We start from the raw sequence: 22,943 nt of genomic DNA on the forward strand, positions 1-22,943 counted from the left end.
GATTTGAGAAAACACATTCTGGAAGCTAGAGAACAGCAAAATCATATACAGCTTGCAAAATATTTTTTAGGCAAGCCTTATGTAGCTTTTGCACTTACAAAAGAAAATCCAGAACAATTAATTACTGATTTAAGTGGATTTGACTGCGTGACTTTGTTTGACAACGTGTTTGCCTTGTACACTTCCAAAGGAATTGATTCTTCTTATATCAATCAATTGATCAAAGTTCGCTATTTTCACCCGGGTCGTATTACTTATGAAAACCGTAATCATTATTTTTCTTCTACCATTCAAAAATTAGAAAAGTCTGGTTATTTAAGTCAAGTCCGCGAATCCAAATTTGAGGTTTCAAGTCCCAAAAGTTTAGATGTACTTTCAGAACATTTAAAAAAACATCGTTACCAAATTTCCATCGATTCCATTGAACACATGGAAAAACAGTTCAGTAACGCTCATTTGAACTATTTTCCTACCAAATCAATACCAAAAATATCACATTTAATCCAAGAAGGCGATTTGGTGTTGTTTGTAACCAATAATAAAAACATGGATTATCACCATGTGGGATTTTTGGTTAAAAAAGGGAAAAATTGGCACGTTTTACACGCATCACAACAATATAAAAAGGTAATTGTTTCTCCAGAAAGTTTAGAGGAATACATGCACAAGCATTCATCCTTTCCGGGTATTCAAATTTACCACCTCAATCTGCCATGAAAAAATACAATTTCGACGAAGTAATCGACCGCAAAGGAACCAGTAGTTATAAATGGGATAATGCAACGTATCCAGTGGGGAAAGAAATGTTACCCATGCCCGTGGCAGATATGGATTTTAAGATTGCCGATGAAATCATTGAGGCCTTAAACAAGGTGACTGAGCATGGTGTTTTTGGTTATTCTCTTCCCGATGAGGAATTGAAATCCTTGATGCAAGATAAACTGAAAAAAGATTATCATTGGGATACCGAATTGGAGTGGCAAGTGTGGATTCCGGGAATTGTTCCAGGTATTACAGCTGCTTGCGCTGCCTTTGCTAGTGCTGAAAGAGGAATTTTAACTTCCATTCCTGTGTATCACCCTTTCCATTTAGTGGCTGGATGGTTAAATAAGCCTTTGAAAACTTTTGGAATGCTTGAAGTGGAAGGTCGTTGGACCTATGATTTTGAGGAAATGGAACAACGATTGCAAGAAGGTGCAGATGTCTTTTTATTCTGTAATCCACATAATCCGGGCGGTACGGTGTTTAATCAAACCGAAATTGACCGAATTGTTGCCTTGTGCAAGAAATATAATTGCAAAATCATTTCAGATGAAATTCATGCGGATATTCGCTTGTTTCCACAATCTGATCATATTTGCATCGGAAATAATTTTGGAAATAGTCCAAATGACTCAATCAGCTTTTTTGCGACTACAAAAGCCTTTAATACGGCTGGATTAGGTATTTCCGTGGCTATTATTCCAGATCCGCAAGTTAGAAATGAGTTTTTGAAACATACCTTTGGATTTTTACCGATGTTGTCACGACACGCGATTGAAATGAAAAAGGCTTGTTTGAAATTTGGTTCAACCTGGTTAAGTCAAATGCTTGATTATGTGCAAATTAACCATCAAATGTTAAATGAATTTGTTGCAGAATCAAAAGGACTGAAAATGGTTTCTTTGGAAGGTACCTACTTGGCTTGGGTGGAATTTGATCCTTCCTTGGGCGATTTTCAACAGAAATTATTTGAGGCAGGTTTACATGTTTTGCGCGGGGAACAATTTTTAGGAAAAAATGCGGTTCGCTTAAACTTAGCAACAACAAAATCCAATGTGCAAAAGGCAATTCAAATCATGCAAAATGTATTGAATGAAACTAATTAAAATACTTGTTGGCACCATTTTACTTTTAAGTTTTGGGTATCTCCTGAAATTCATTCTTGAAATGGAGGAAATTGAGCATCAAGAAACCTTTGAATCAAGTATTCCAGTAGATTCTAATCAATCTATTGATAAAAATATAAGTCAGTTCATCGACACCACCTCTACGGAATCTACTATTGGTTCAACTACGCATATCGGTGATTATAAAGCCGAATTTCAGGATGGGAAATTGAAAGTGTTTACTTTGGATAATTTGCTTTTGGAGCAAAGTATTTCTACCAAGGGATTTCAATACCTTCTATCTTCCGACCTAAATACTGATGAATTGCCTGAATTTTGGTTGTTTTTCAAAGAAAATAAAGGCGTCAAAGTCTTGGGATTTCAATTGAAAAAGGCTAAATTAATTCCTTTAAATTTTCCAGAAGTAAAAGGTCGGCAACGAATAGGCTATATAGGAAATGATAGCCTTTATTTGGAAAAAGGTTTACTTGTAAGAGATTTTAAATTTTCGGGAGATGCAAATTCTGATTTTCCCGAAGGATTTAGAAAATGTTTTTACGCTTTTGGACTAGATAAAAGCTTTGTATTAAAGAAAACTTTAGACTATGAAAAACGATAACGATTTGAATTTACGCTCGAAACAGTGGTTTGGAAAGACCGGAAAAGACGGATTTATTTACAGAGCTTGGATGAAAAATCAAGGTATTCCCGATGATTATTTTCAAGGAAAACCTGTGATTGGTATTTGCAACACCTGGTCTGAATTGACCCCTTGCAATGCCCATTTTAGGGAATTAGCCGAATTTGTTAAAAAAGGAATTATTGAGGCAGGTGGATTTCCAGTGGAATTTCCAGTGATGTCGCTTGGTGAAACCTTAATCAAACCTACCGCCATGTTGTACCGCAATTTAGCCAGTATGGACGTGGAAGAATCGATCCGCGCCAATCCAGTAGACGGTGTAGTCTTGATGTGCGGTTGCGATAAAACCACTCCTTCCTTGGTGATGGGTGCCTGTTCAGTGGATTTACCTACTTTGGTGATTTCTGGCGGACCGATGATGAAGGGTAAGTTTAAAGGAAAAGAGATTGGTACATCAGATGTATGGCGATTTGCAGAAGCCTATAAATTGGGTGAATTAACACAAAAAGAATTCATAGAAGCAGAAGCTTGTATGGCGCGAACGCCAGGACACTGTGCCGTAATGGGTACTGCCTCAACCATGGCAACTATGGTGGAAGCTTTGGGTTTGTCATTACCACAAAACGCAGCCATTCCAGCAGCTGATGTGAGAAGAAAGGTCTTGGCGCAGGAATCAGGTCGACGCATTGTAGATATGGTACGTGAGGACCAAAAATTATCCAAAGTATTAGTACGTGAAGCTTTTGAAAATGCTATTCGCGTAAATGCTGCGACGGGCGGATCGACCAATTTTGTGATTCACTTATTGGCCATTGCCGGACGTATTGGTGTTGATTTGCATTTAGATGATTTCGATAAATTCTCAAAATCCATTCCGCTTTTAGCTAATGTGCAGCCATCTGGTGAGCATTTTATGGAAGATTTGTACTATGCCGGTGGATTACCAGCCTTGATGGAGCAAATGAAAGAATATTTACATTTGAATATCAAAACGGTGAATGGTAAAACGGTTGCAGACAACATCGCCAACTCTCCTATTTACGACGATAAAATCATTTCAACTTTCGATAAAGCCTTTAAAAAAGATTCTGGCATTGCAGTTCTTCGTGGCAATTTAGCTCCCAATGGAGCTGTTTTGAAGCCTTCAGCGGCAAGTAAGGAACTATTCAAACATCGCGGAAAAGTAGTTTTGTTTGAAAATATTGAAGATTATCACGCACGTATAGATACACCTGAGTTAGACATTGACGAAAACTCGGTAATGGTCTTGAAAAACGTGGGACCTAAAGGCTATCCCGGTATGGCAGAAGTTGGTAACATGGGAATTCCGAAGAAATTATTGGAAAAAGGAGTAAAAGACATGGTGCGTATTTCGGATGGTCGTATGAGCGGCACCGGATTTGGAACCGTGTTGTTGCACGTATCTCCAGAAGCTGCTGCAGGTGGACCCTTGAATTGGGTGCAGAATGGTGATTTTATCTCTATCGATGTGGAAAATAGAAGCATCAACTGGGAAGTTTCAGACGAGGAATTGGCGAAAAGAAAACAAGCGCATCCTTTACAAGCTCCTAAAATGGATCGTGGCTATGTGAGTTTATACATCGATCGCGTGCAACAAGCCGATGTGGGTGCAGATATGGACTTTTTAGTGGGTGGTTCAGGTTCAACGGTAACCAGAGATTCGCACTAATGAAAAAATTTGTTGTTACCGGCGCTGCCCAAGGCATTGGTTTTCAAATAGCCAAAGATTTATTGGATCAGGGTCATTTTGTTATTTTAAATGACCTTGATTTTGATTTATTGGTACTTGCTGCCAAACAATTGAATGAAGAGGGTTTTGTGAATTTTAGTGTAATTTCTTCAAATGCAGCCTCCCATGAATTTTTGGAATTTTTAGATATTGAACTAAACAATACTCCAGGCGATTTGTATGGAGTGGTTTGCAATGCCGGAATTACAACGTTTGGTGATTTTTGGAGCTATCAACCCTCTTCTTTAGAGGCCATTTTAGAAGTAAATATCAAAGGAACCTTCTTTTTGATCCAAAAAATTGCCAGTCATTTACGTGATAAAAAATTACCAGGATCGGTGGTCGTAATATCATCCGTAACCGGACACATTGCGCATCCGAATTTGGCAGCATATGGCATGACAAAAGCCGCATTGAATCAATTGGTGAAGAATTTGGTCATTGACCTCTCTCCTTTCCAAATTCGCATCAATGCCGTTTCTCCTGGGGCTACCTTAACCGAAAGAACCCAGTCCGATAGCCAGTATCAAAACAATTGGTCGGAAATAACGCCATTGGGCAAACCCGCCACTGTGCAAGACATTTCAGAGGCAGTCTTGTTTTTCCTTTCAGAACAAAGTAAACACATAACAGGTCAGGCCTTGGTAGTAGATGGCGGCTGGACCAGTGTGGGCATTCCTCCCAACTCATGAAACATAGACCCTTACTCATAGACGCCCATTTAGACCTCAGCATGAATGCTTTGGAATGGAATCGCGATTTAAGAGCCAGCATACAGGATATTAACGAACGAGAAGTCGGAATGACCGATAAACCCGATCGTGGCAATGCAGTGGTCTCCTTAGACGAATTGCGAAATGGTAACATCGGCATTGTTGTAGCCACGCAAATTGCACGCTATGTAAAACACGGATCCGATTTACCCGGTTGGCACTCACCCGAGCAAGCCTGGGCGCAAACGCAAGGACAATTGGCCTATTACAAAGCCTTAGAAAGTTTAAGAGAATTGACCCCCATTCGCAATTTGAGCGAATTGGAAAATCATTTACAAGATTGGAACCATTCTAAGGAATCAAAAAAGAAAATAGGTTACTTGTTAAGTTTGGAAGGAGCTGATTCCATTGTCAGTGTAGAATATGTAGATATCGCTTACCAAAATGGCCTTAGAGCCATAGGACCCGCGCATTATGGTCCCGGCAGATATGCCCAAGGCACCAATGCCACAGGCGGGCTCGGTCCACAAGGTAAGGCCCTTTTGCACAAAATGGAGGAATTGAACATCATATTAGATGCCACTCATTTATGTGACGACAGTTTTTGGGAAGCCATGGAGCATCACCACGGGGCTGTTTGGGCGAGTCACCAAAACGCAAGAGCGCTCGTCAACCACAACCGACAATTTTCAGACGAGCAATTCAAAGAAATCATATCTCGCGGCGCCTTCATCGGCATGCCGCTCGATGCCTGGATGATGGTCCCGAATTGGGAACGCGGCAAATCCACTCCACAGAACATGAATGTCACGCTCGAAATCCTAATCGACCACCTCGTTCACATCTGCGATTTAGCTGGCAACACCCAGCATGTTGGTCTCGGCACCGACTTAGATGGAGGATTTGGCAGAGAGCAGTGTCCCGCAGACATCGAAACCATTGCCGATTTACAGAAACTTCCAGAATTACTTTTGAAAAGAGGGTTTTCAGATGATGATGTGGATGGGATTTGTAGTGGGAATTTTTTGAGGTTTTTGAGGAGGGTTTGGAAATGAGGGTTATGAGTTATGGGTTATGTGTTATGGGTTTAAAGCTAGAAGTTAGAAATTTCATAACTCATAACTTAAATCGTAATCCTCCTCCCTCTCCCCAACACTTCCCACTCCCCAACTTTCTTCCCATTTTCAATCACTTGTAAACTCTGAGTCAGATTAATCGTCGGACACACGTGATAGGGTTGCATCACGATCACTTCGCCAACCGCGTATTGGCTGGAATCTCCTGCTTCGACAATTCCATGTTCTTCAGATTGACTCAAGAGTTTGAAATCTGGATTAAACAGGAATCGTACGCGGTTATCTATCGAGTTTTCTGGGGCAACGGATTTGTGACCCATGTCTAAACAAATAGTGCGGTTGGTGGGTTTAGAGATAATTCTACTTACAATATACACCGCTTGCTCTAAACTGTGTTCGGGATATAGGGCTTGGTAACCGGCATCGGTGAAGACAAAGGTGCCGGGACTGCACGTAAATTGTTTTTCTGCGTAATGTACTAGAAAGCTGGGTGTACCGCCTACCACATATTCTAAATACGGAAATTGAGCGTCTAAGCTTATTTTTAAATCCCAAAATGCCTCAAAATCCTTAGCTACATGCGCTTGTCGATCAGTAATCGATGCATCTCTGATATGCCCATCGTAGGCATGTATGCCTTTTAAATAGATATTTGTACAAGTATTTAATTGAATGATTAATTCCAAGGCTTTTTCGGGCACAATGCCAGTCCGATTCATCCCGACATTTAAATCAATATATACATTCAAACGTATCGCTGCCTGAGCGGCAGCGGCTTGATACTGTTGAAGGGCAACTGCATCGTCGCACAATGCAGCAAAAATGGTTTTTGGGTATTTTTGGATCAATTGAATGAATCGTGTGACATGCGGACCTGTCAATTGCATGGAAATCAATACATCGGGGGCTTCCGATAATGCCAATAATTCAGCTTCAGCAATAGTTGCAGCTTTGAATTTGGTCACACCAGAAGCCAAAAGCATGTCATTTACTTCTTTGGTCTTGTGGGTTTTGATGTGTGGACGTAGTCGATCAACATCCCCTACTTTTTGAATCACCCAGTCGATGTTTCGCTGAACGATTTCAGGGAAAACAACCACTCCGGGCGTTAAAATGTTGTCAAAATTTTGAATTGGTATCATAATAAAGCACGATCTAGGTGCACATAACCGCCATCTACATGGATGATTTGTCCGGTCGTATGACTCGACTTACTCGATAACAAAAAGGTGACCATGTCGCCTATTTCTTCTTTGGTTGTCATGCGATTTCCTAGTGGAATTTTATTTTGTATGTTTTGAAGTGTTTCTTGCGGATTCTCTAAGGTCTGAATCCATTTTTCATATAATGGTGTGTAACATTCAGCTACAATTACTGAATTAACTCTTATTCCGTATTTCAATAATTCAACCGCCCATTCGCGCGTTAAGGCGTTTCGACCTCCATTGGCTGCTGCATAAGCAGAAGTTCCACCTTGACCCGTTTCGGCTGTTTTGGAGCCAATATTTACAATCGGTCCTTTGCTCTTTTTCAAATACGGCAAACAGGCCTGCGCCATCAAATAATAATGCGTTAAATTAGCATGAAGCGATTGCATGAACTTTTCGTAAGACCCATTTTCTAATCCCACCCCGTCATTTACTCCGGCATTATTTACCAAGCCATCTATTCGGCCAAAATATTTCGCAATTTCTTCTACCACACGTGCGCATTCCTCAGGTTTGGTCAACTCAGCCACGAAAGAAAATGCTTGTCCACCCGTGGCATGAATCTTCTCAATGCATTTTTGATTATCAGCCTCATTTCTACCCACAATGGCCACCATGGCCGATTCCAAAGCCAAACTCTGACTAATACCCTCCCCGATTCCTTTGGCCCCACCTGTTACAATAATTACTTTTTCTCTTAATCCTAAATTCATTATGCTTCAGTTTGATAAAATGAAAGACAATTCTTCGAATTGATTAATTCTTGCTCATATACACTTAATTTTTCAATGGATTTCGCATAAATTTCCAACCATTGATCCAATTCTGCCGCTACTAAAACAACAGGATAATCCGAGCCAAACATCAAGCGATTTGGTCCAAATGTTTCTAATGCAACATCAATTAATCCCAAAATTTCTTCTTCTTTCCAATTTGTCCAATTGGCTTCTGTGACGATTCCGGAGATTTTAGCAGAAACATGGTCCAAAGATTTGAAACCTTGCATTTCCTTTTTCCATTGACTAATATCACCCGATTTCAAAGGTGCCTTCGCCAAATGGTCCAAAACTATTTTTTGTTGGTTATGTACTTGACAAAACTGTATGCCAGATGCTAGTTGATGCGGATAGATCAATAAATCATAGGTATAATCAAAAGCATTCAACAATTTAACACCTCTCGAAAAATTGGGTCTTTGTAAAAAATTAGGATCTATTTCTCCTTGAACAATGTGTCGGAAACCCTTCAAATCCTCAAATTGAGAAAAATACTCCAATTTTTCTTCAATCGAATCATCTTGTAAATCTACCCAACCCACAACTCCTTTGATAAACGTATTTTGCTCCGCCAAGGATAACAAAAACAAGGTTTCCTCCTCCGACTGATCGGCCTGCACCGCTATGCAGCCCGTAATGCCTCTTTCCAGAAATATAGCTTCCGCCTCCAATGGATAAAAATCCCTGCGAATACGACCCATATCAGGCGTAATCCAGGTATCCCTTTCTTCGTTATAATTCCAAAAATGTTGGTGGGAATCGATCATTTTTTTATTGTTTGGCAACCCCAAGGGTTTCCATTCATCTTTTGGCAACCACAAGGGTTGCCATTCATCTTTTGGCAACCACAAGGGTTGCCCCTTTATACCTTATCCCTCATACCTTATACCTTTCTGTCTCTGCTCCCCTAATCCATCCATTCCCAAGGTCATTACATCCCCTGCTTTCAAATAAATGGGGGGATTAAATCCTAATCCTACACCATGCGGCGTACCGGTAGAAATTACGTCTCCAGGTAACAGCGTCATGAATTGTGAAATGTAAGAAACTACTTGAGGGACATTAAATATCAATTGGTTAGTATTCGATGTCTGGAATCTTTTGCCGTTTACATCCAACCACATGTTCAAATTATGAACATCTTCAATTTCATCTTTCGTTGCCAAAAAGGGTCCTAATGGTGCAAACGTATCGCATCCTTTACCTTTCGACCAGTTACCACCTCTTTCTAATTGAAAAGCTCTTTCTGAAATATCATTATGCAAACAATATCCTGCGATGTAATCGTAAGCGTCTTTTTCTTCTACATAAGAGGCTTTTTTGCCAATAACAATAGCAAATTCAACTTCCCAATCCGTTTTTTCAGAGTTTTTCGGGATGATCACATCATCGTTTGGTCCAGAAAGTGCTGTTGTACTCTTAAAAAACAAGATAGGCTCTGTTGGTATCGCTGCTCCTGTTTCTTTGGCGTGATCTGCATAGTTTAATCCCACACAAATGATTTTAGAAGGTCGCGCCACGCAAGAACCTAATCTAGAAACCTCTTTGATTTCTTTCAATCCACCTTTTGCAAGCACAGCCTCTAATTTTGCCAATCCATCGTTTTCGAAAAAAGATTCATTGAAATCTGCAAAATGTTCCGATACGTCAAAATATTGTTCTCCGATTAAAACGGCCGGTTTTTCCTTCCCTAAAGCTCCAATTCGTACTAATTTCATTCTTATAAATTTTTAATGGTTGCCCACATGGTTTCAGCTAAAAATTGATTTCCTGCTTCGTTCAAATGCACGCGGTCGGTTGTTAATACGCCAGAAGCTTTGTTTTCAATGTTATTTTTAACCTCATAATCCATGAATGATTTACGTAAATCAATCAATTTTACTTTATTGTTTTCAGCAATTTTGCGAATCATTCCAGAGAAAAAATTCAAATCGCCATCGTTCTCATTTGTGTTATCATTTTTTTCACCAATCACAGTTGGAGTGCAGATAACTACTTGTGCACCAGTGTTTTGAAGTCTTTTGATTAAAGCGTTATAAAAGCGTTCGAACTTGTCTGCATCTGTTCCTGTTCTAGAGGTTGTCTTATGCCAAACATCATTGATACCAATGTAAATTATGACAATGCTTGGTTTTTTGGCAATGACATCTTCTTCATGACGTAAGTATAAATCATACACTTTATTGCCACCAATTCCCGCACCAATCAACTCATATTTATTAGCCAATCCTTCCTTTTCAATGATTGAACTCATTTTAGTGATATAACCCGTAGGTCCTACGCCAGCTTGCGTAATTGAATCTCCGAAAAATACAATTCTAATGGGATTATCGGCACGAAACGAAAATAGGCTAATCGCAAGAATAGCGATGCTTGAAAGTAATTTAATTTTCATAGTTTTTTAATTGTTTAAATATAAAAAGCCTCCATCTATGGGATAATCGCAACCGGTTATAAAGGATGCCTCATCTGAACATAAATACAAAGCTAAGGTAGCAATTTCTTCTGGTTTTGCCATCCGACCTATCGGCTGGGTTGCAGATAATTTTTGAAACATTTCTTCCTGATTGTTCGGATAGTTTTTGGCAATAAATCCATCCACAAATGGCGTATGTACTCGTGCTGGTGAAATACTGTTGCAACGAATGCCTGCATGTAAATAATCCTTGGCAACCGACTGGGTCATGGACTTGATTGCCCCTTTGGTCATTGAATAGCCAAATCGATCTGGAATTCCTACCGAAGCTGCAATAGAAGCCATATTGATAATTACGCCAGCTTTCTTTTCCAACATACCTCCAATAAATGCCTGCATGCAATGAAAAGCACCTTTCACATTCACATCAAATATTCGTTGAAAATCCTCTGATTTCGTATTTTCCAAATTGCCAATTTGTGCCACTCCGGCATTATTTACCAATATATCAACTGTTTCAATTGATTTCGCTAAATCTTGAATTGCCGACAAATCAGTAATATCTACAAAATGTAATTTGGAATTGTGTTGAATGGCTTGAACCTCTTCAATAGTATTTCGGCTACTTGTTGTATCCAAATCAATAATATGCACCTCCGCCCCCTGCTGTGCAAATTTTAACGATATCGCCCGACCAATCCCTGATCCTCCGCCTGTAACGACTATTTTTTTACCTGTGTAATTGAACATATTATTTTTATTTTAGGGGTTTCACCACTTTTATTCCTGGGGTTTCACCCCAGGCTATTTAAAATTGGACCCCTGCCCTTCAACCACAAGGGTTGCAACTAACTCATAACTCATAACTCATAACCCATAACTCACAATGAAACCCCACGTCTCCAAAACATAAAATCATCTTGCCCCAATTGCATGGCCTTGGTTTGCACCTCCCCAGAAGCCAATTGAATGACATATTCTAACACATCTTCTCCCATTTCCTCCACTGTTTTTTCACCAGAAATGATCGGACCACAATTGATATCAATGATTTCAGGTAATTTTTCAGCCAAACGAGTGTTAGTTGATAATTTCACCATAGGACTAATCGGATTTCCGGTTGGTGTTCCTAAACCTGTGGTAAACAATTGGATCGTCGCTCCTGCCCCTGCCATTCCAGTTGTTGCCAATACGTCGTTTCCTGGAGTACAAACTAGATTTAATCCTTTTTTGGTTACATATTGACCATAACCCAACACATCTTCAATCGGAGAAGTCCCCGCTTTTTTTGCTGCTCCTGCAGATTTAATGGCATCGGTTATCAAACCGTCTTTTATATTTCCTGGCGATGGATTCATATCAAATCCTGCGCCAACTAATGCTGCTCTCCTAGCATATTCCTTCATTAAATAGCCAAAATTGTCTGCCACTTCGGCATTCACTGCTCTGTTTTGTAATTCTTGTTCTACTCCGCACAATTCTGGGAATTCTGCAATCATTACCGTGCCCCCAAGTCCTACGATTAAGTCTGCTGTGTGTCCAATCGCCGGATTCGCTGAAATGCCAGAAAATCCGTCGGATCCTCCACATTTGACCCCAACACGCAATTTCGATAAAGGTGCTTCTGTCCGTACTTGTTTATTGATTTCAACTAATCCTTCGAAGGTCTTTACAATAACTTCATTTAGTAAATTCTCTACTCCACTGCCTTCATCTTGCTGCTGCTCAAAGAAATGAATGGGTTTCGCAAAATTGGGGTCTTTTTCCTTTAATTTGTTTTTAAATACCTCTATTTGTGAGTGTTGACATCCTAAACTTAAAATTGAAATCCCTCCTACATTCGGATTGACACAATATCCAGCTAGTAAAGCACATAGATTCTCTGAATCATCCTTGTTTTCTCCGCAACCACTCTCGTGGGTCAAAAATTTGATCCCATCTACATTTGGGAATAATGGACTTTTGAAAACCAAGGGACCTTCAATCTTTTCTTCTACCAATTCAAGCGATTTTCCTGTCTCAAATTGTTTTTTTAATTGGCCGACACGCTGTGTAAATGGATCTTGACGTTCAAAACCTAATCCTTTCACAAACGCATTTTTTAACAACTCAATATTTCTGTTTTCACAAAATACCAATGGAATAACTAGCCAATAATTAGCTACTCCCACTTGTCCGTCTGCTCTTTGGTATCCTTTAAATGTTCTATTTTTAAATTTATCTACATTAGGAGCTGTCCAAGTATAGTCTTTTTGCTTGCCTTGAAATTCCTGCGATGCATGGTGCAAATTGAAAGTATGGATTAAACCTCCTTTGGGTATGTCTTGACTTGCATGTCCTACCAACACCCCATACATATACGCATTGCCATCTTTTGGGATGGCTTCAATTGTAAATTTATGTTTGGCAGCGATGTCTTCTACCAAGGTAATTTGATTACCTGCATGTTCAATTACATCACCTTTTTTTAAATCTTGTAGGGCAACTAATAAATTATCCTCTGGATTAATCTGTAAAAAACGCTTACTCATAAAATTATAAATCAAAAATTTGTTTTGCTAATACCCACTTTTCTCCTGCTTTTGTACCAGGAATAATTTGTTGAAATCCGGCCATTTTAGTTTCCCATTCAACCACTTTTGGATCATTGGAATCCATTTTACTTTTTTCATCAAACGAAAATTCATCATTTGCCTCAATTAGCATCACCATTCTGTTTTCAAATCGGAAAATTTCCATTTTTGAAATTCCTGAATCCTTGATAGTTTTTGCAATATATGCCGGAATTTCCTTATGAATGTTTTCATATTCCTCAATCAATTGAGGGTCATTCTTTAAATCCAACATTAAAGTAAATTTCTGCATATTAATTTGATGTTTTATATCCTTTCGCAGCAAAAAATACAATGTATATAAAACAAACCAAAGGAACAATTAGGGCAATGGATGGTCCAATTTTAAATAAATAGGCAGTAATGGGTGGAATAATAGATCCTCCTACAATCGACATAATCAATAAGGATGAGGCAAGTTTCGAATTGTCGCCTAAGTTTTTGCATGATAATGCAAAAATGGTTGGGAACATGATGGATTGGAAAAAATAAACCATCATTAAAGCAATTACCGCCCAAATTCCACTTCCAAAAATACAAATGATCAATGATGCCACAGCACCCAAGGCATAAATCGTTAAGACCTTGTTAGATTCAAATTTGCCCATAAAGTATGTTCCCACAAATCTGCCGCACATGAATAAGATAAAGGCAAAAGATGCATGAAAACTGGCTATTTGTACATCGCTCATGGAACTGCTGATTTGATATATTTTTTCAACAATCCATAAATTTGAATTACGTGCCAAATCTAATTTGAAATCAACAAAATTTCCCCAAATGGAAACCTGGGCTCCAATATTCAGGAATTGAGCCAAAACACCCAATCTCAAATGTTTAATTTTCAACAATTGTCCAATAGACAAATTCCCTTGTTGTTCATTGGAAGAAGAAGTAACCTCTGGCAGTTTCGTTAATGCAAATAAAATGGCGATGATACCAACCGCAATTCCAATGATGATATATGGACTTTGCACCGAATTTGCTGCTTGAATTCGAATCGCTTCAGCTTGTTCAATGGGTAATTGCGCTAATTGATCTTTGGTGTATTCATTTTCTGAAAAGACAAATAAACTTCCAATGACGGGTCCTAAAATGGTGCTTAGTCCATTAAATGATTGCGCTAAATTTAATCGGAAATCGCCCGATTTTGCATCTCCTAAAACCGTTACATATAAATTACCTGCAGTTTCCAAAAACGCAATACCACTTGCAATTAAAAACAGTGCAAATAAAAAGAAACTGTATTCACGAACACTTGCAGCTGGATAAAATAAAAAGGCTCCGATGGCATACATGCCTAAGCCAAACAAAATACCCATTTTGTATCCGTATTTTTTCATGACAATTCCAGCAGGTAAAGCCATCACGAAATAGCCAAAATAAAAGGCTGTTTCAACAATGTTTGCCTGCCACCTTTGTAAATCTAAGGCGATTTGGAATTGTTTTACCAAAGTACCATTCAAACTATTAGCTAGACCCCAAAGAAAAAATAAGGAAGTGACGAGTATTAATGGAAATAAATAGTTTTTAGAGCTGTTTTCTGATGTACTAAGCGTCGATTTTTCAACAGGTAGTGCCATAATGGGTAATTTATAGTAAAAGTAGTTTAGACTTTTAATTTACCCTTATTTTTCATAATTTCATTGATTCTTCACAATAAATTATAGATATGTACAAAAAGTTACTCTTTTTTATCTCCATTTCATTTTCAATTATTGCACAAAAATCGCCCAAAGAATTTTTAGGCTATGAATTAGGAGATCAATTTACCTACCACCACCAAATTGTTGATTATGCAAAACACATAGCAACCTCAAACACTCAGAATTTTCAATGGGTATCTTATGGGAAAACCAACGAAAGAAGAGAATTGGGACAATTAATTATTACATCCCCAGGACTACAATCAAAACTTGATGCCATTAAAAGAACCCATTTACAAATCATCAATGGTGAAACAAAAGCTACTTTAGAAACTCCTTTAATCATAAATCTTTCCTTTAATGTACATGGGAATGAAGCAGCAGGTTCTGAAGCAGCTTTGGGTTTAATGTACGATTTGGCCATTAAATACAATGAATTAGTTCAAAAAATGGCTGGAAAAAGTTTTGTTATTTTACTTGATCCTTGTATCAATCCAGATGGCAGAGAAGCCTATGCCACCCAATTTAATCGCAAAAATTATTTTGCAGGAGGAAATCCAGATCCATTAGATCAAGAACATTTTGAAGGAAAGGTTTCGGGTCGTTATAACCATTTTCTTCATGATTTAAATCGCGATTGGGCATGGCAAACCCAAATTGAATCCAAGCAACGTATTTCCTTTTATCAGTCTTTTATGCCTATGTTGCATGCAGATTTCCATGAGCAAAGTGGTCAACACTCCTATTATTTTCCTCCAGCTGCCAAACCTTATTTGAATTTTATTTCTGACGGGACCAAACAGTTGCAAGAAAGTGTTGGGAAATCTTTTTCCAAATTATTCGATAGCAAAGGTTGGACATATTTTACCTCTGAAGTCTATGATTTGTTATATCCTTCCTATGGAGACACCTATCCAATTTTGAATGGAGCTTTAGCAATGACATTAGAACAAGGTGGCATAAAAGCGGGATTGAGTCAAAAATTGAACAATGGTGATACCTTACATTTTTCTGAAAGAGTTTTACACCATAGAACTTTAGCCAATGATTTGGTGAATTGGAGTTTGGAAAATGCAGAACAATTGAAATCTGTTTTTTATGCAAATCATGAAAAGGCAAGAAATAATCCAACAAATCAATTTAAAGTCTATGTGATTCCCCAAGACCAAATAGCCAAATCTAAAGATTTAATTGATTTGTTAAGAAAAAATAGAATTGAAATGGGGCTTGCTGGTAAAGAGTTTTCTGCACAACAACCCTATTCCTTTTTTGATGATAAAAATATACTCAATTATAAAGTTGGCGCGAATGATTTAATTATTTCAACTTTTCAAAGCGCCTCTCCAATGGCTCAAGTCTTACTGGATCCAGTGATTGCCTTAGAAGATAGTGTAACCTACGACATCACTGCTTGGAATATGTTCCAAATTCATGGAATTAAAGCCTATGGATTAAAAGAAAAACTGGTTCCTGTTAATAATTTCAAATGGGATCAGGTCAAAAATATTTTGGAAAATGATGCCTTGGGTTTCTATTTTTTACCCCAAAATCCAGAAGATATTGAATTGTTATTAAAAGCAAAAAAAATGGGATATGAAATCGTTTTCAATGATTTACCCCTAGAAAAAGATGGAAAGAAAATTGAACCCGGAAACTTTTTTATTTTTTCTAAAAACAAAAGTTTAAAGGACTTCACGCCTCTTATACGCTTAGCAGATGCAGGTAATATTTCATTAAATTCATTGAAATCCTTTCGATTCGACAAAGGAGCAGATTTAGGCTCAGAACATTTTAAATATTTTCAAACCCCCAAAGTGGCAGTAATTGCAAATGAAAATTTCGACACCAATCAACAAGGAGAATTGGCATATTTTTTCAAATCCAATTTTAAAAGTACTGCAACCTATATTCATTTAAATGATTTCCTTACTAAACCAATCGACCATTACACCCATTTATTCATTCCTTCTTCTAATTTTAAATTAAATGAAGGAGAATTAAAAACGGTTCAAAAATGGATTTCAAATGGAGGTAAATTAATTTGTTTTGAAAATTCAATCAATTCGTTCTTGAATGCGCCATTTGATTTAGGTAAAAATTTGAAAGAATTGAAAGATACTACTGAATCCAAAGACATATATGTCCTGCGAGAAAGAAATGCTTTGTCGTCAACAATTGGTGGAAATTTGTTAGAAGTTAATTTAGAAAATAGTCATCCTTATGGTTTTAGAAATCAAAATTCAAAAACTTATATTTTGAATACTTCCAATTCTTTATTTGCTTCTTCTGGCGATTTTAATCCTATTTTGAAAACAGGAAATTCTCCAAAAGTGAATGGATTTTTAGGTTCAAAAATCAAAAAACAAATTTCAAATACGGTTTGGTTTGGATCGAAAGAAATTGGAAAAGGTACCATAAGTTGGTTTAATTTTAATCCAATTTTTAGATCGATTCCAACGCAAGGTCAAACTATTTTAGAAAACATTCTTCTATACTCTAATTACTAAAATGAAAAAGATTCTATTCCTTTTATTGTGTTTTTATTCTTTTCAAATTTTTGCACAAATTAAACCTGTTTTGCCTCTTCCCTCTCAAAAACAATTGAAATGGCAAGAATTGGAGTACTATGGATTTGTACATTTTAACATGAATACCTTTACCAATGTGGAATGGGGTGAAGGAAAAGAATCACCACAACAATTTAACCCCAAGCAATTAGACTGCGAACAATGGGTAAAAATAGCTAAATCTGCAGGAATGAAAGGCTTGATTCTTACAGTTAAACACCATGATGGTTTTACTTTGTATCCTTCCAAATTTACAGATCATAATATTTCAAAATCTCCATGGAAAAATGGCAAAGGAGATGTTTTGATGGATCTCTCAAAAGCATGTAAGAAATATGGTATCCTTTTAGGGGTTTATCTTTCTCCTTGGGATCGTTTTCATCCTGCCTATGGTACAGAAGCCTACAATCAGGTATATGTAAATATGCAAAAAGAAATTTTGCAAAATTATGGTTCAATTTTTGAGTTTTGGTATGATGGTGCAAATGGTGAGGGTCCTAATGGGAAAAAACAAATTTACGATTGGCCTCTTTTCAATGGAACAGTTGAAAAATTAATGCCCAATGCCATTCAATTTTCAGACTCTGGTCCTGATATTCGTTGGGTAGGAAATGAAAAGGGTTTTGCCTATGATGAAACATGGAGTCCCATCAATAAAAATGAAATTTATCCGGGTTTTCCAAAATTCGACAATTATAAAAACGGCCAAATCAATGGTTCACACTGGGTACCTGTGGAGGTAGACGTGAGTATTCGTCCAGGTTGGTATTACCATCCTGAACAAGATAACAAGGTTAAAACTCCGGATAGTTTGATGAAGATTTATGTAGCTTCAGTAGGAAGAAATGGAAATTTATTGTTAAATATTCCAGTAGATAATCGCGGACTAATTCATCCAAATGATTCTACAGCCCTGCTGCAATTTGCCGAATTGCGTAAAAAATCATTGAAGAACTTAATCAATTCAACGAATACGCAAATTGATGTAAGCTCATTGGAATCAAATTATTCCAAAAATAATTTGATTGATTTAAATAAGAAAACATTTTGGGCGGCTAAGTCCAATGATTCTACTCCTTCAACAACTTTAAACTTCAAAAATGTGATTTTAGCTAATTCCTTGGTGATTCAGGAGCCTATTTTCTTGGGACAGAGGATTGCGGAGTTTGAAGTGATTTTGGAAAACGAAAAGGGAGAAAAAGAAACAATAAAGGCCAAAACCGTTGGAAATAAACGAATTTTGACCTTTAATGAACGACTTTTAAAGTCAGTAAAAATTGTATTTTTGAAATCAAAAGCCCAAGTTTTAATCTCAAATATTGAGTTGTATCGAATTATTTCAAAACGTAACGAATCGCTTTTCCAGTAAAGGTGTAACCTGTGCTGGTTTGCGAAGTATAAACCTGATATTTAATATCCATCAAAGCAGTAGCACCTTTGTCAATGGCTTGTTGTACCAATTGGTCTAACAATTCTTTCTTTTTCACATTCGAATTGCCAATGTAAAGCATTTTTCCGTTGGCAGTTTGTTTGTTTTGTAAAGGCTCTTCCCCACTGATACTGATGGTTTCAATATCCGTATAACTTGTTTTGGGCTTTTCTTGATCAGTTGCAAAAAATATGTCAATGTCATATTTAAGTGGTACTTGAAAGCCTAATCCCGAATGAGTTTCTAAACTTCCATCTTTTGGATTTTTAGAATAATAGGTATTTGGTTGTAAATTTTTTCCACAAGAAAAAAATACAAGGGCAAATCCCAATAAATAAACTTTTTTAAATTGTTTCTGAATCATAAATCAAAACCCTCTCCCAATATTTAGAACAATCTTCAATAAATTTTAAATGAACTGGCACTTCTTGATATACATCATGAGCTGCTTCATTTTCAAATACAGTTAACAAACAATAGTCATAAGTTCTGTCGATTACAGGTCGATTGGTCGCTGCAGGGGTACCTACATTAAATTGTACCAATCCATCAATTGTACCTAAAGTTTTTACACCTCTTTCAAAATCTGCAATTTCAGCAGCCGAAAGTCCTTTTTTTAACCAAAAATTTACTACGTGAACGAACATTATTTAATTAAATTTTCTTGTTTGATAATACTTTTTAATTTTTCTCCTAATTCATTAGATGCCGCAGCCAGTGGCATACGTACTTGAGAATCACAAATTCCTAAAATTTCTAAAATTTTCTTTACTCCTACCGGATTACCCTCCTCATACAAATAAGGATCAATGGTTAAGAAGGATCCTAAGGCTTTTCTTGCTTCAGCAAATTTGCCATCTAATCCTAAATGAATCATGTCTGAAAACTGTTTAGGGAAAGCATTGGCAATTACTGACATAACCCCTACACCACCTATAGAAATAATTGGTAAAGCCTGAACATCATCTCCAGAAATCAAAAGAAAATCTTCTGGTTTATGGTAATTGATTTCCATACATTGTTCAATAATACAACTTGCCTCCTTGATACCAATGATATTTGGGTGTTCTGCTAATTTTAAAACTGTTTCAGCAGACATATTAATTCCAGTTCTTCCCGGAATATTGTACATAATCATGGGAACTGGTAATGCATCAGCTAAGGCTGTGTAATGTGCTATTACTCCTCTTGCACTTGGTTTATTATAATAAGGACAAACCGATAAAATTGCATCAATCCCATCAAAAGACGTTTCTTTGATTTGTTTCAATAGGCTTTCAGTGTTGTTCCCCCCTAAACCATAAACAATTGGAAGGTTCTTGGAATTTGCCTCTTGTACTGTCGCTAAAATTTGTTTTTTTTCGTCAGCTGTAGTTGTTGCCGATTCTCCTGTTGTCCCTTGAACAACTAAGTAATCTACCCCACCTTCACTAACATATGCCACCAAGTTTTTAAGTGCTGAGAAATTTATTGATTTATCAGCGTTCATTGGTGTTACCATTGCGGGTGCAACCCCGTGAAATTTTGAATACTTCATACCTAAGAAATGAGGCTTAAAAATTCATCCTCATTGATAATTTTAATATTTAAACTTTGAGCCTTTTCCAACTTGGCAGGTCCCATATTTTCGCCTGCAACTAAGAAATCTAATTTAGAAGAAATGCTGGAAAGCACTTTTCCCCCATTTGAAATTATTTTGGACTTTAAGTCGTCTCTTTCAAAGTTTTTAAAGACTCCCGAAATTACAAAACTTTTTCCTTCTAACGCCTTGCTTTCGTAAACTATTTCTTTAATTTCTTCCTCAAATTGTAATTTAGCCTCTTGAAGTCTTTCCAAAAGTTTGATATTATCTTCATTGCCAAAATAATCAATTAAACTTTGAGCAATGCGCTCACCAATTTCAGGCACTTCAACCAACTGCTCAAAACTTGCCTCTTTTAGTTTTTCCAAGCTATGAAATACTTGAACTAATTTTTCTGCAATTGTAGCTCCGACGTGTCGAATGCCTAAACCAAATAAAACTTGTCTGAAAGGTATTTGTTTAGATTTCTCAATGGAACTCAAAATATTTTGAATGGATTTTTGCTGAAATCCTTCTAATCCAACTAAGTTTTCAGCCTTTAAATCGTATAAATCTGCAGGATTTCTTACCAAACCCAAAGAATAAAATAATTCAATAGTTTCCGATCCAATGTTTTCAATATTTAGTGCCTTTCTCTGGATAAAATGCTCCAATTTGCCTTTTTGCTGGGGTGGACATTTTGTATCATTGGGACAATAATGGTTTGCTTCTCCTTCCAAACGGATCAATTCTGATCCACAATCTGGACAATTTTGAGGGAACTGGAATTTTAAAGCCCCATCTTTTCTTTTTTGTAGATCAACTCCCGTAATTTTTGGTATAATCTCTCCACCTTTTTCCACAAATACCCAATCACCCTCGTGTAAATCCAATCGATCCATTTCATTGGCATTGTGAACAGAAGCTCTTTTTACCATGGTTCCAGCCAAATAAACAGGTTTTAAATTGGCAACTGGGGTAACATTTCCGGTTCGACCAACTTGATAGGAAATGGATTCTAAACTCGTATGGGCTATTTCTGAGGGATATTTAAAGGCAATTGCCCAACGAGGCGATTTGGCTGTAAATCCTAATCGTTCCTGTTGACTAAAATCATTGATTTTTATAACAATTCCATCTGTATTCAGAGGTAATTCATTTCTTCTATCAGCCCAAAAATCAATATAGCTTAAAATCTCATCTATCGTTGAACATTTTTTCCAAGTTTGTGAAATGGGAAATCCCGCTTCTTTGAAATATTCTAAACTTTCCGAATGCGTTTGAAAAGGATTATCATTTGAAAGAAAAGAATAAATAAAGCACTCCATTTTTCTTCTGGCAACTTCTGCAGAATCTTGCATTTTGAAAGTACCCGATGCAGCATTTCTTGGATTGGCCAAGGGTGGCTCTCCTTTAGCACTTTTTTCTTCATTCAAACTTTCAAATGAACTTAATGGCATGTAACCCTCTCCTCTTAGTTCAAAGGATTGAGGTAGATTTTTGGAATTTATTTTTAATGGAAGTGATCGAATGGTCTTGACATTATTGGTAATATCATCTCCCCTCGTTCCATCACCACGCGTAACACCTTTTTGAAGAATACCATTTTCAAACCAAAAAGATAGCGCAACACCATCAAATTTTAATTCGCAAATATATTCGTAAGGTTCCCCTTCCAACCCTTTTTGAACCCTTTCATCAAAATCTCTTAAATCTTTTTCATTGTAGGTATTGCCCAATGAAAGCATTGGAAATTGATGCGTAACACTTTGAAAAGTTTTTGTGATACTTCCTCCTACTCGTTGAGTTGGACTATCTGGTAAAGCAAATAATGGATTCTCTGCCTCTAATTGAATTAATTCATTTAATAACAAATCAAATGCATGATCTGAAATTAAACTTTTATGCTCTTGATAATACGCCTGATTATAGGTATTTATCAATGCAATTAACTCATCCATTCGTTTTCTTACGTCCATTACTTCTAATTAATCCTTAAAATTAATTAAATTTGTAGTATGGAAAAATTAATCATTGCCCCTTCAGTTTTAGCTTGTGATTTCTCGAAAATTGGTCAAGAAGTTGAAATGTTAAATCAATCTGCTGCTGAATGGATTCATATTGATGTGATGGACGGGGTCTTTGTTCCCAATATATCTTTTGGTTTCCCTGTTTTAGAGGCTATTCAAAAGAAATCTTCTAAAGTATTGGATGTACATTTAATGATTGTGAATCCCGAAAAATACATTGAAACCTTTGCAAAAGCAGGTGCTAATATTATCTCTGTACATTATGAAGTTTGTCCTCACGTTCATCGTACAATTCAGCAAATTAAAGCCGCTGGTTGTTTGGCAGGAGTCGTTTTGAATCCAGGAACTCCCACTTCAGTTTTAGAAGATATCATATCAGATTTAGACTTGGTATTGATCATGTCTGTAAATCCAGGATTTGGTGGCCAAAAGTTTATTCCAAATGCCATCAAAAAGACAAAAGAAATAAAAGATATGTCCATAAAATATGGAAATACCAAGCTTAAAATCCAGATTGACGGTGGTGTAACGGTTGCAAATGCAAAGGATTTGGTAGATGCTGGTGCCAATGTTTTAGTTGCAGGAAGTTTTGTTTTTAACTCAGAAAATCCTATTCAAACAATTCAAGATTTAATCAATAGCGTGCAATAA

Annotated in this window: 22 protein-coding genes; 9 read left to right on the forward strand and 13 right to left on the reverse strand. The window is 37.1% G+C overall.

All coding sequences use genetic code 11. The features are described 5' to 3' along the window. The first annotated feature begins 3 nt into the window (after window positions 1–3). Genes EOJ36_RS01255 through EOJ36_RS01280 form a run of 6 tightly spaced genes read left to right on the forward strand, consistent with a single transcriptional unit; the run spans window position 4 to window position 6,026 of the window. Window positions 4–717, forward strand: coding sequence for an N-acetylmuramoyl-L-alanine amidase-like domain-containing protein (locus tag EOJ36_RS01255; protein ID WP_164847804.1), 714 nt, complete (start codon window positions 4–6; stop codon window positions 715–717). Then, window positions 714–1,868 (forward strand): MalY/PatB family protein, encoded by a 1,155-nt coding sequence (locus EOJ36_RS01260; protein WP_127802204.1) that lies wholly within the window; start codon window positions 714–716, stop codon window positions 1,866–1,868. Before EOJ36_RS01255 ends, EOJ36_RS01260 begins: the two co-directional genes overlap by 4 nt. Further along, window positions 1,855–2,487 carry a hypothetical protein gene (locus tag EOJ36_RS01265; RefSeq protein WP_127802205.1) on the forward strand — a complete coding sequence of 211 codons (633 nt, stop codon included), beginning with the start codon at window positions 1,855–1,857 and terminating at the stop codon, window positions 2,485–2,487. The genes EOJ36_RS01260 and EOJ36_RS01265 overlap by 14 nt, the downstream gene beginning before the upstream one ends. Continuing rightward, window positions 2,474–4,198: an IlvD/Edd family dehydratase gene (locus EOJ36_RS01270; protein WP_238944372.1), complete on the forward strand. Its 1,725-nt coding sequence runs from the start codon at window positions 2,474–2,476 to the stop codon at window positions 4,196–4,198. Before EOJ36_RS01265 ends, EOJ36_RS01270 begins: the two co-directional genes overlap by 14 nt. Next, window positions 4,198–4,950: an SDR family NAD(P)-dependent oxidoreductase gene (locus EOJ36_RS01275; protein WP_127802206.1), complete on the forward strand. Its 753-nt coding sequence runs from the start codon at window positions 4,198–4,200 to the stop codon at window positions 4,948–4,950. The genes EOJ36_RS01270 and EOJ36_RS01275 overlap by 1 nt, the downstream gene beginning before the upstream one ends. Continuing rightward, a complete protein-coding gene (locus EOJ36_RS01280; RefSeq protein WP_127802207.1) occupies window positions 4,947–6,026 on the forward strand; it encodes a dipeptidase in 1,080 nt (359 codons plus the stop codon). The genes EOJ36_RS01275 and EOJ36_RS01280 overlap by 4 nt, the downstream gene beginning before the upstream one ends. Window positions 6,027–6,094: 68 nt before the next feature. On the opposite strand, the gene EOJ36_RS01285 is transcribed toward EOJ36_RS01280, so the two are convergent. From EOJ36_RS01285 to fucP, 9 genes are all read right to left on the reverse strand, one after another. Then, entirely contained in the window at window positions 6,095–7,189 is a 1,095-nt protein-coding gene (locus EOJ36_RS01285; RefSeq protein WP_127802208.1) for a D-TA family PLP-dependent enzyme, read from the reverse strand. Continuing rightward, the gene (locus EOJ36_RS01290; RefSeq protein ID WP_127802209.1) at window positions 7,186–7,968 is read right to left on the reverse strand and encodes an L-fucose dehydrogenase; all 783 of its coding nucleotides are present in this window, start codon (window positions 7,966–7,968) and stop codon (window positions 7,186–7,188) included. Before EOJ36_RS01290 ends, EOJ36_RS01285 begins: the two co-directional genes overlap by 4 nt. Then, window positions 7,968–8,798, reverse strand: a complete 831-nt coding sequence (locus EOJ36_RS01295; RefSeq protein WP_127802210.1) for an amidohydrolase family protein — start codon at window positions 8,796–8,798, stop codon at window positions 7,968–7,970. Before EOJ36_RS01295 ends, EOJ36_RS01290 begins: the two co-directional genes overlap by 1 nt. Before the next feature lie 102 nt (window positions 8,799–8,900). Next, the gene (locus EOJ36_RS01300) at window positions 8,901–9,749 is read right to left on the reverse strand and encodes a fumarylacetoacetate hydrolase family protein (protein ID WP_127802211.1); all 849 of its coding nucleotides are present in this window, start codon (window positions 9,747–9,749) and stop codon (window positions 8,901–8,903) included. Window positions 9,750–9,751: 2 nt separating this feature from the next. Beyond that, window positions 9,752–10,426, reverse strand: a complete 675-nt coding sequence (locus tag EOJ36_RS01305) for an SGNH/GDSL hydrolase family protein (RefSeq protein ID WP_127802212.1) — start codon at window positions 10,424–10,426, stop codon at window positions 9,752–9,754. A 6-nt stretch (window positions 10,427–10,432) separates the two neighbouring features. Beyond that, a complete protein-coding gene (locus tag EOJ36_RS01310) occupies window positions 10,433–11,197 on the reverse strand; it encodes an SDR family NAD(P)-dependent oxidoreductase (protein WP_127802213.1) in 765 nt (254 codons plus the stop codon). Between the two features lie 131 nt (window positions 11,198–11,328). After that, window positions 11,329–12,978: a UxaA family hydrolase gene (locus tag EOJ36_RS01315; RefSeq protein WP_127802214.1), complete on the reverse strand. Its 1,650-nt coding sequence runs from the start codon at window positions 12,976–12,978 to the stop codon at window positions 11,329–11,331. A gap of 4 nt (window positions 12,979–12,982) precedes the next feature. Continuing rightward, the gene (locus tag EOJ36_RS01320) at window positions 12,983–13,312 is read right to left on the reverse strand and encodes an L-rhamnose mutarotase (RefSeq protein WP_127802215.1); all 330 of its coding nucleotides are present in this window, start codon (window positions 13,310–13,312) and stop codon (window positions 12,983–12,985) included. A gap of 1 nt (window position 13,313) precedes the next feature. Beyond that, window positions 13,314–14,642 carry an L-fucose:H+ symporter permease gene (gene fucP, locus EOJ36_RS01325; RefSeq protein ID WP_127802216.1) on the reverse strand — a complete coding sequence of 443 codons (1,329 nt, stop codon included), beginning with the start codon at window positions 14,640–14,642 and terminating at the stop codon, window positions 13,314–13,316. Window positions 14,643–14,731: 89 nt separating this feature from the next. Between fucP and EOJ36_RS01330 the strand changes: the two genes are divergently transcribed. Both EOJ36_RS01330 and EOJ36_RS01335 read left to right on the forward strand, forming a co-directional pair. Further along, on the forward strand, window positions 14,732–17,212 hold the full coding sequence (locus EOJ36_RS01330; protein WP_127802217.1) for a M14 family zinc carboxypeptidase: 2,481 nt from the start codon (window positions 14,732–14,734) through the stop codon (window positions 17,210–17,212). Window position 17,213: 1 nt separating this feature from the next. Next, complete coding sequence (locus EOJ36_RS01335) at window positions 17,214–18,641, forward strand: alpha-L-fucosidase (RefSeq protein ID WP_127802218.1); 1,428 nt, start codon at window positions 17,214–17,216, stop codon at window positions 18,639–18,641. Here EOJ36_RS01335 and EOJ36_RS01340 read toward each other — a convergent pair. Genes EOJ36_RS01340 through ligA form a run of 4 tightly spaced genes read right to left on the reverse strand, consistent with a single transcriptional unit; the run spans window position 18,607 to window position 22,241 of the window. Further along, complete coding sequence (locus EOJ36_RS01340) at window positions 18,607–19,065, reverse strand: hypothetical protein (protein WP_127802219.1); 459 nt, start codon at window positions 19,063–19,065, stop codon at window positions 18,607–18,609. The genes EOJ36_RS01335 and EOJ36_RS01340 overlap by 35 nt on opposite strands. After that, a complete protein-coding gene (locus tag EOJ36_RS01345) occupies window positions 19,046–19,348 on the reverse strand; it encodes a Dabb family protein (RefSeq protein WP_127802220.1) in 303 nt (100 codons plus the stop codon). Before EOJ36_RS01345 ends, EOJ36_RS01340 begins: the two co-directional genes overlap by 20 nt. After that, window positions 19,348–20,238, reverse strand: a complete 891-nt coding sequence (gene dapA, locus EOJ36_RS01350; RefSeq protein ID WP_127802221.1) for a 4-hydroxy-tetrahydrodipicolinate synthase — start codon at window positions 20,236–20,238, stop codon at window positions 19,348–19,350. The genes EOJ36_RS01345 and dapA overlap by 1 nt, the downstream gene beginning before the upstream one ends. 2 nt (window positions 20,239–20,240) lie before the next feature. Continuing rightward, window positions 20,241–22,241, reverse strand: a complete 2,001-nt coding sequence (gene ligA, locus EOJ36_RS01355) for an NAD-dependent DNA ligase LigA (protein WP_127802222.1) — start codon at window positions 22,239–22,241, stop codon at window positions 20,241–20,243. Between the two features lie 39 nt (window positions 22,242–22,280). Between ligA and rpe the strand changes: the two genes are divergently transcribed. Then, on the forward strand, window positions 22,281–22,943 hold the full coding sequence (rpe, locus tag EOJ36_RS01360) for a ribulose-phosphate 3-epimerase (protein WP_127802223.1): 663 nt from the start codon (window positions 22,281–22,283) through the stop codon (window positions 22,941–22,943).

This window comes from Sandaracinomonas limnophila (assembly GCF_004005965.1).
GTDB classification, from domain to species: domain Bacteria; phylum Bacteroidota; class Bacteroidia; order Cytophagales; family Spirosomataceae; genus Sandaracinomonas; species Sandaracinomonas limnophila.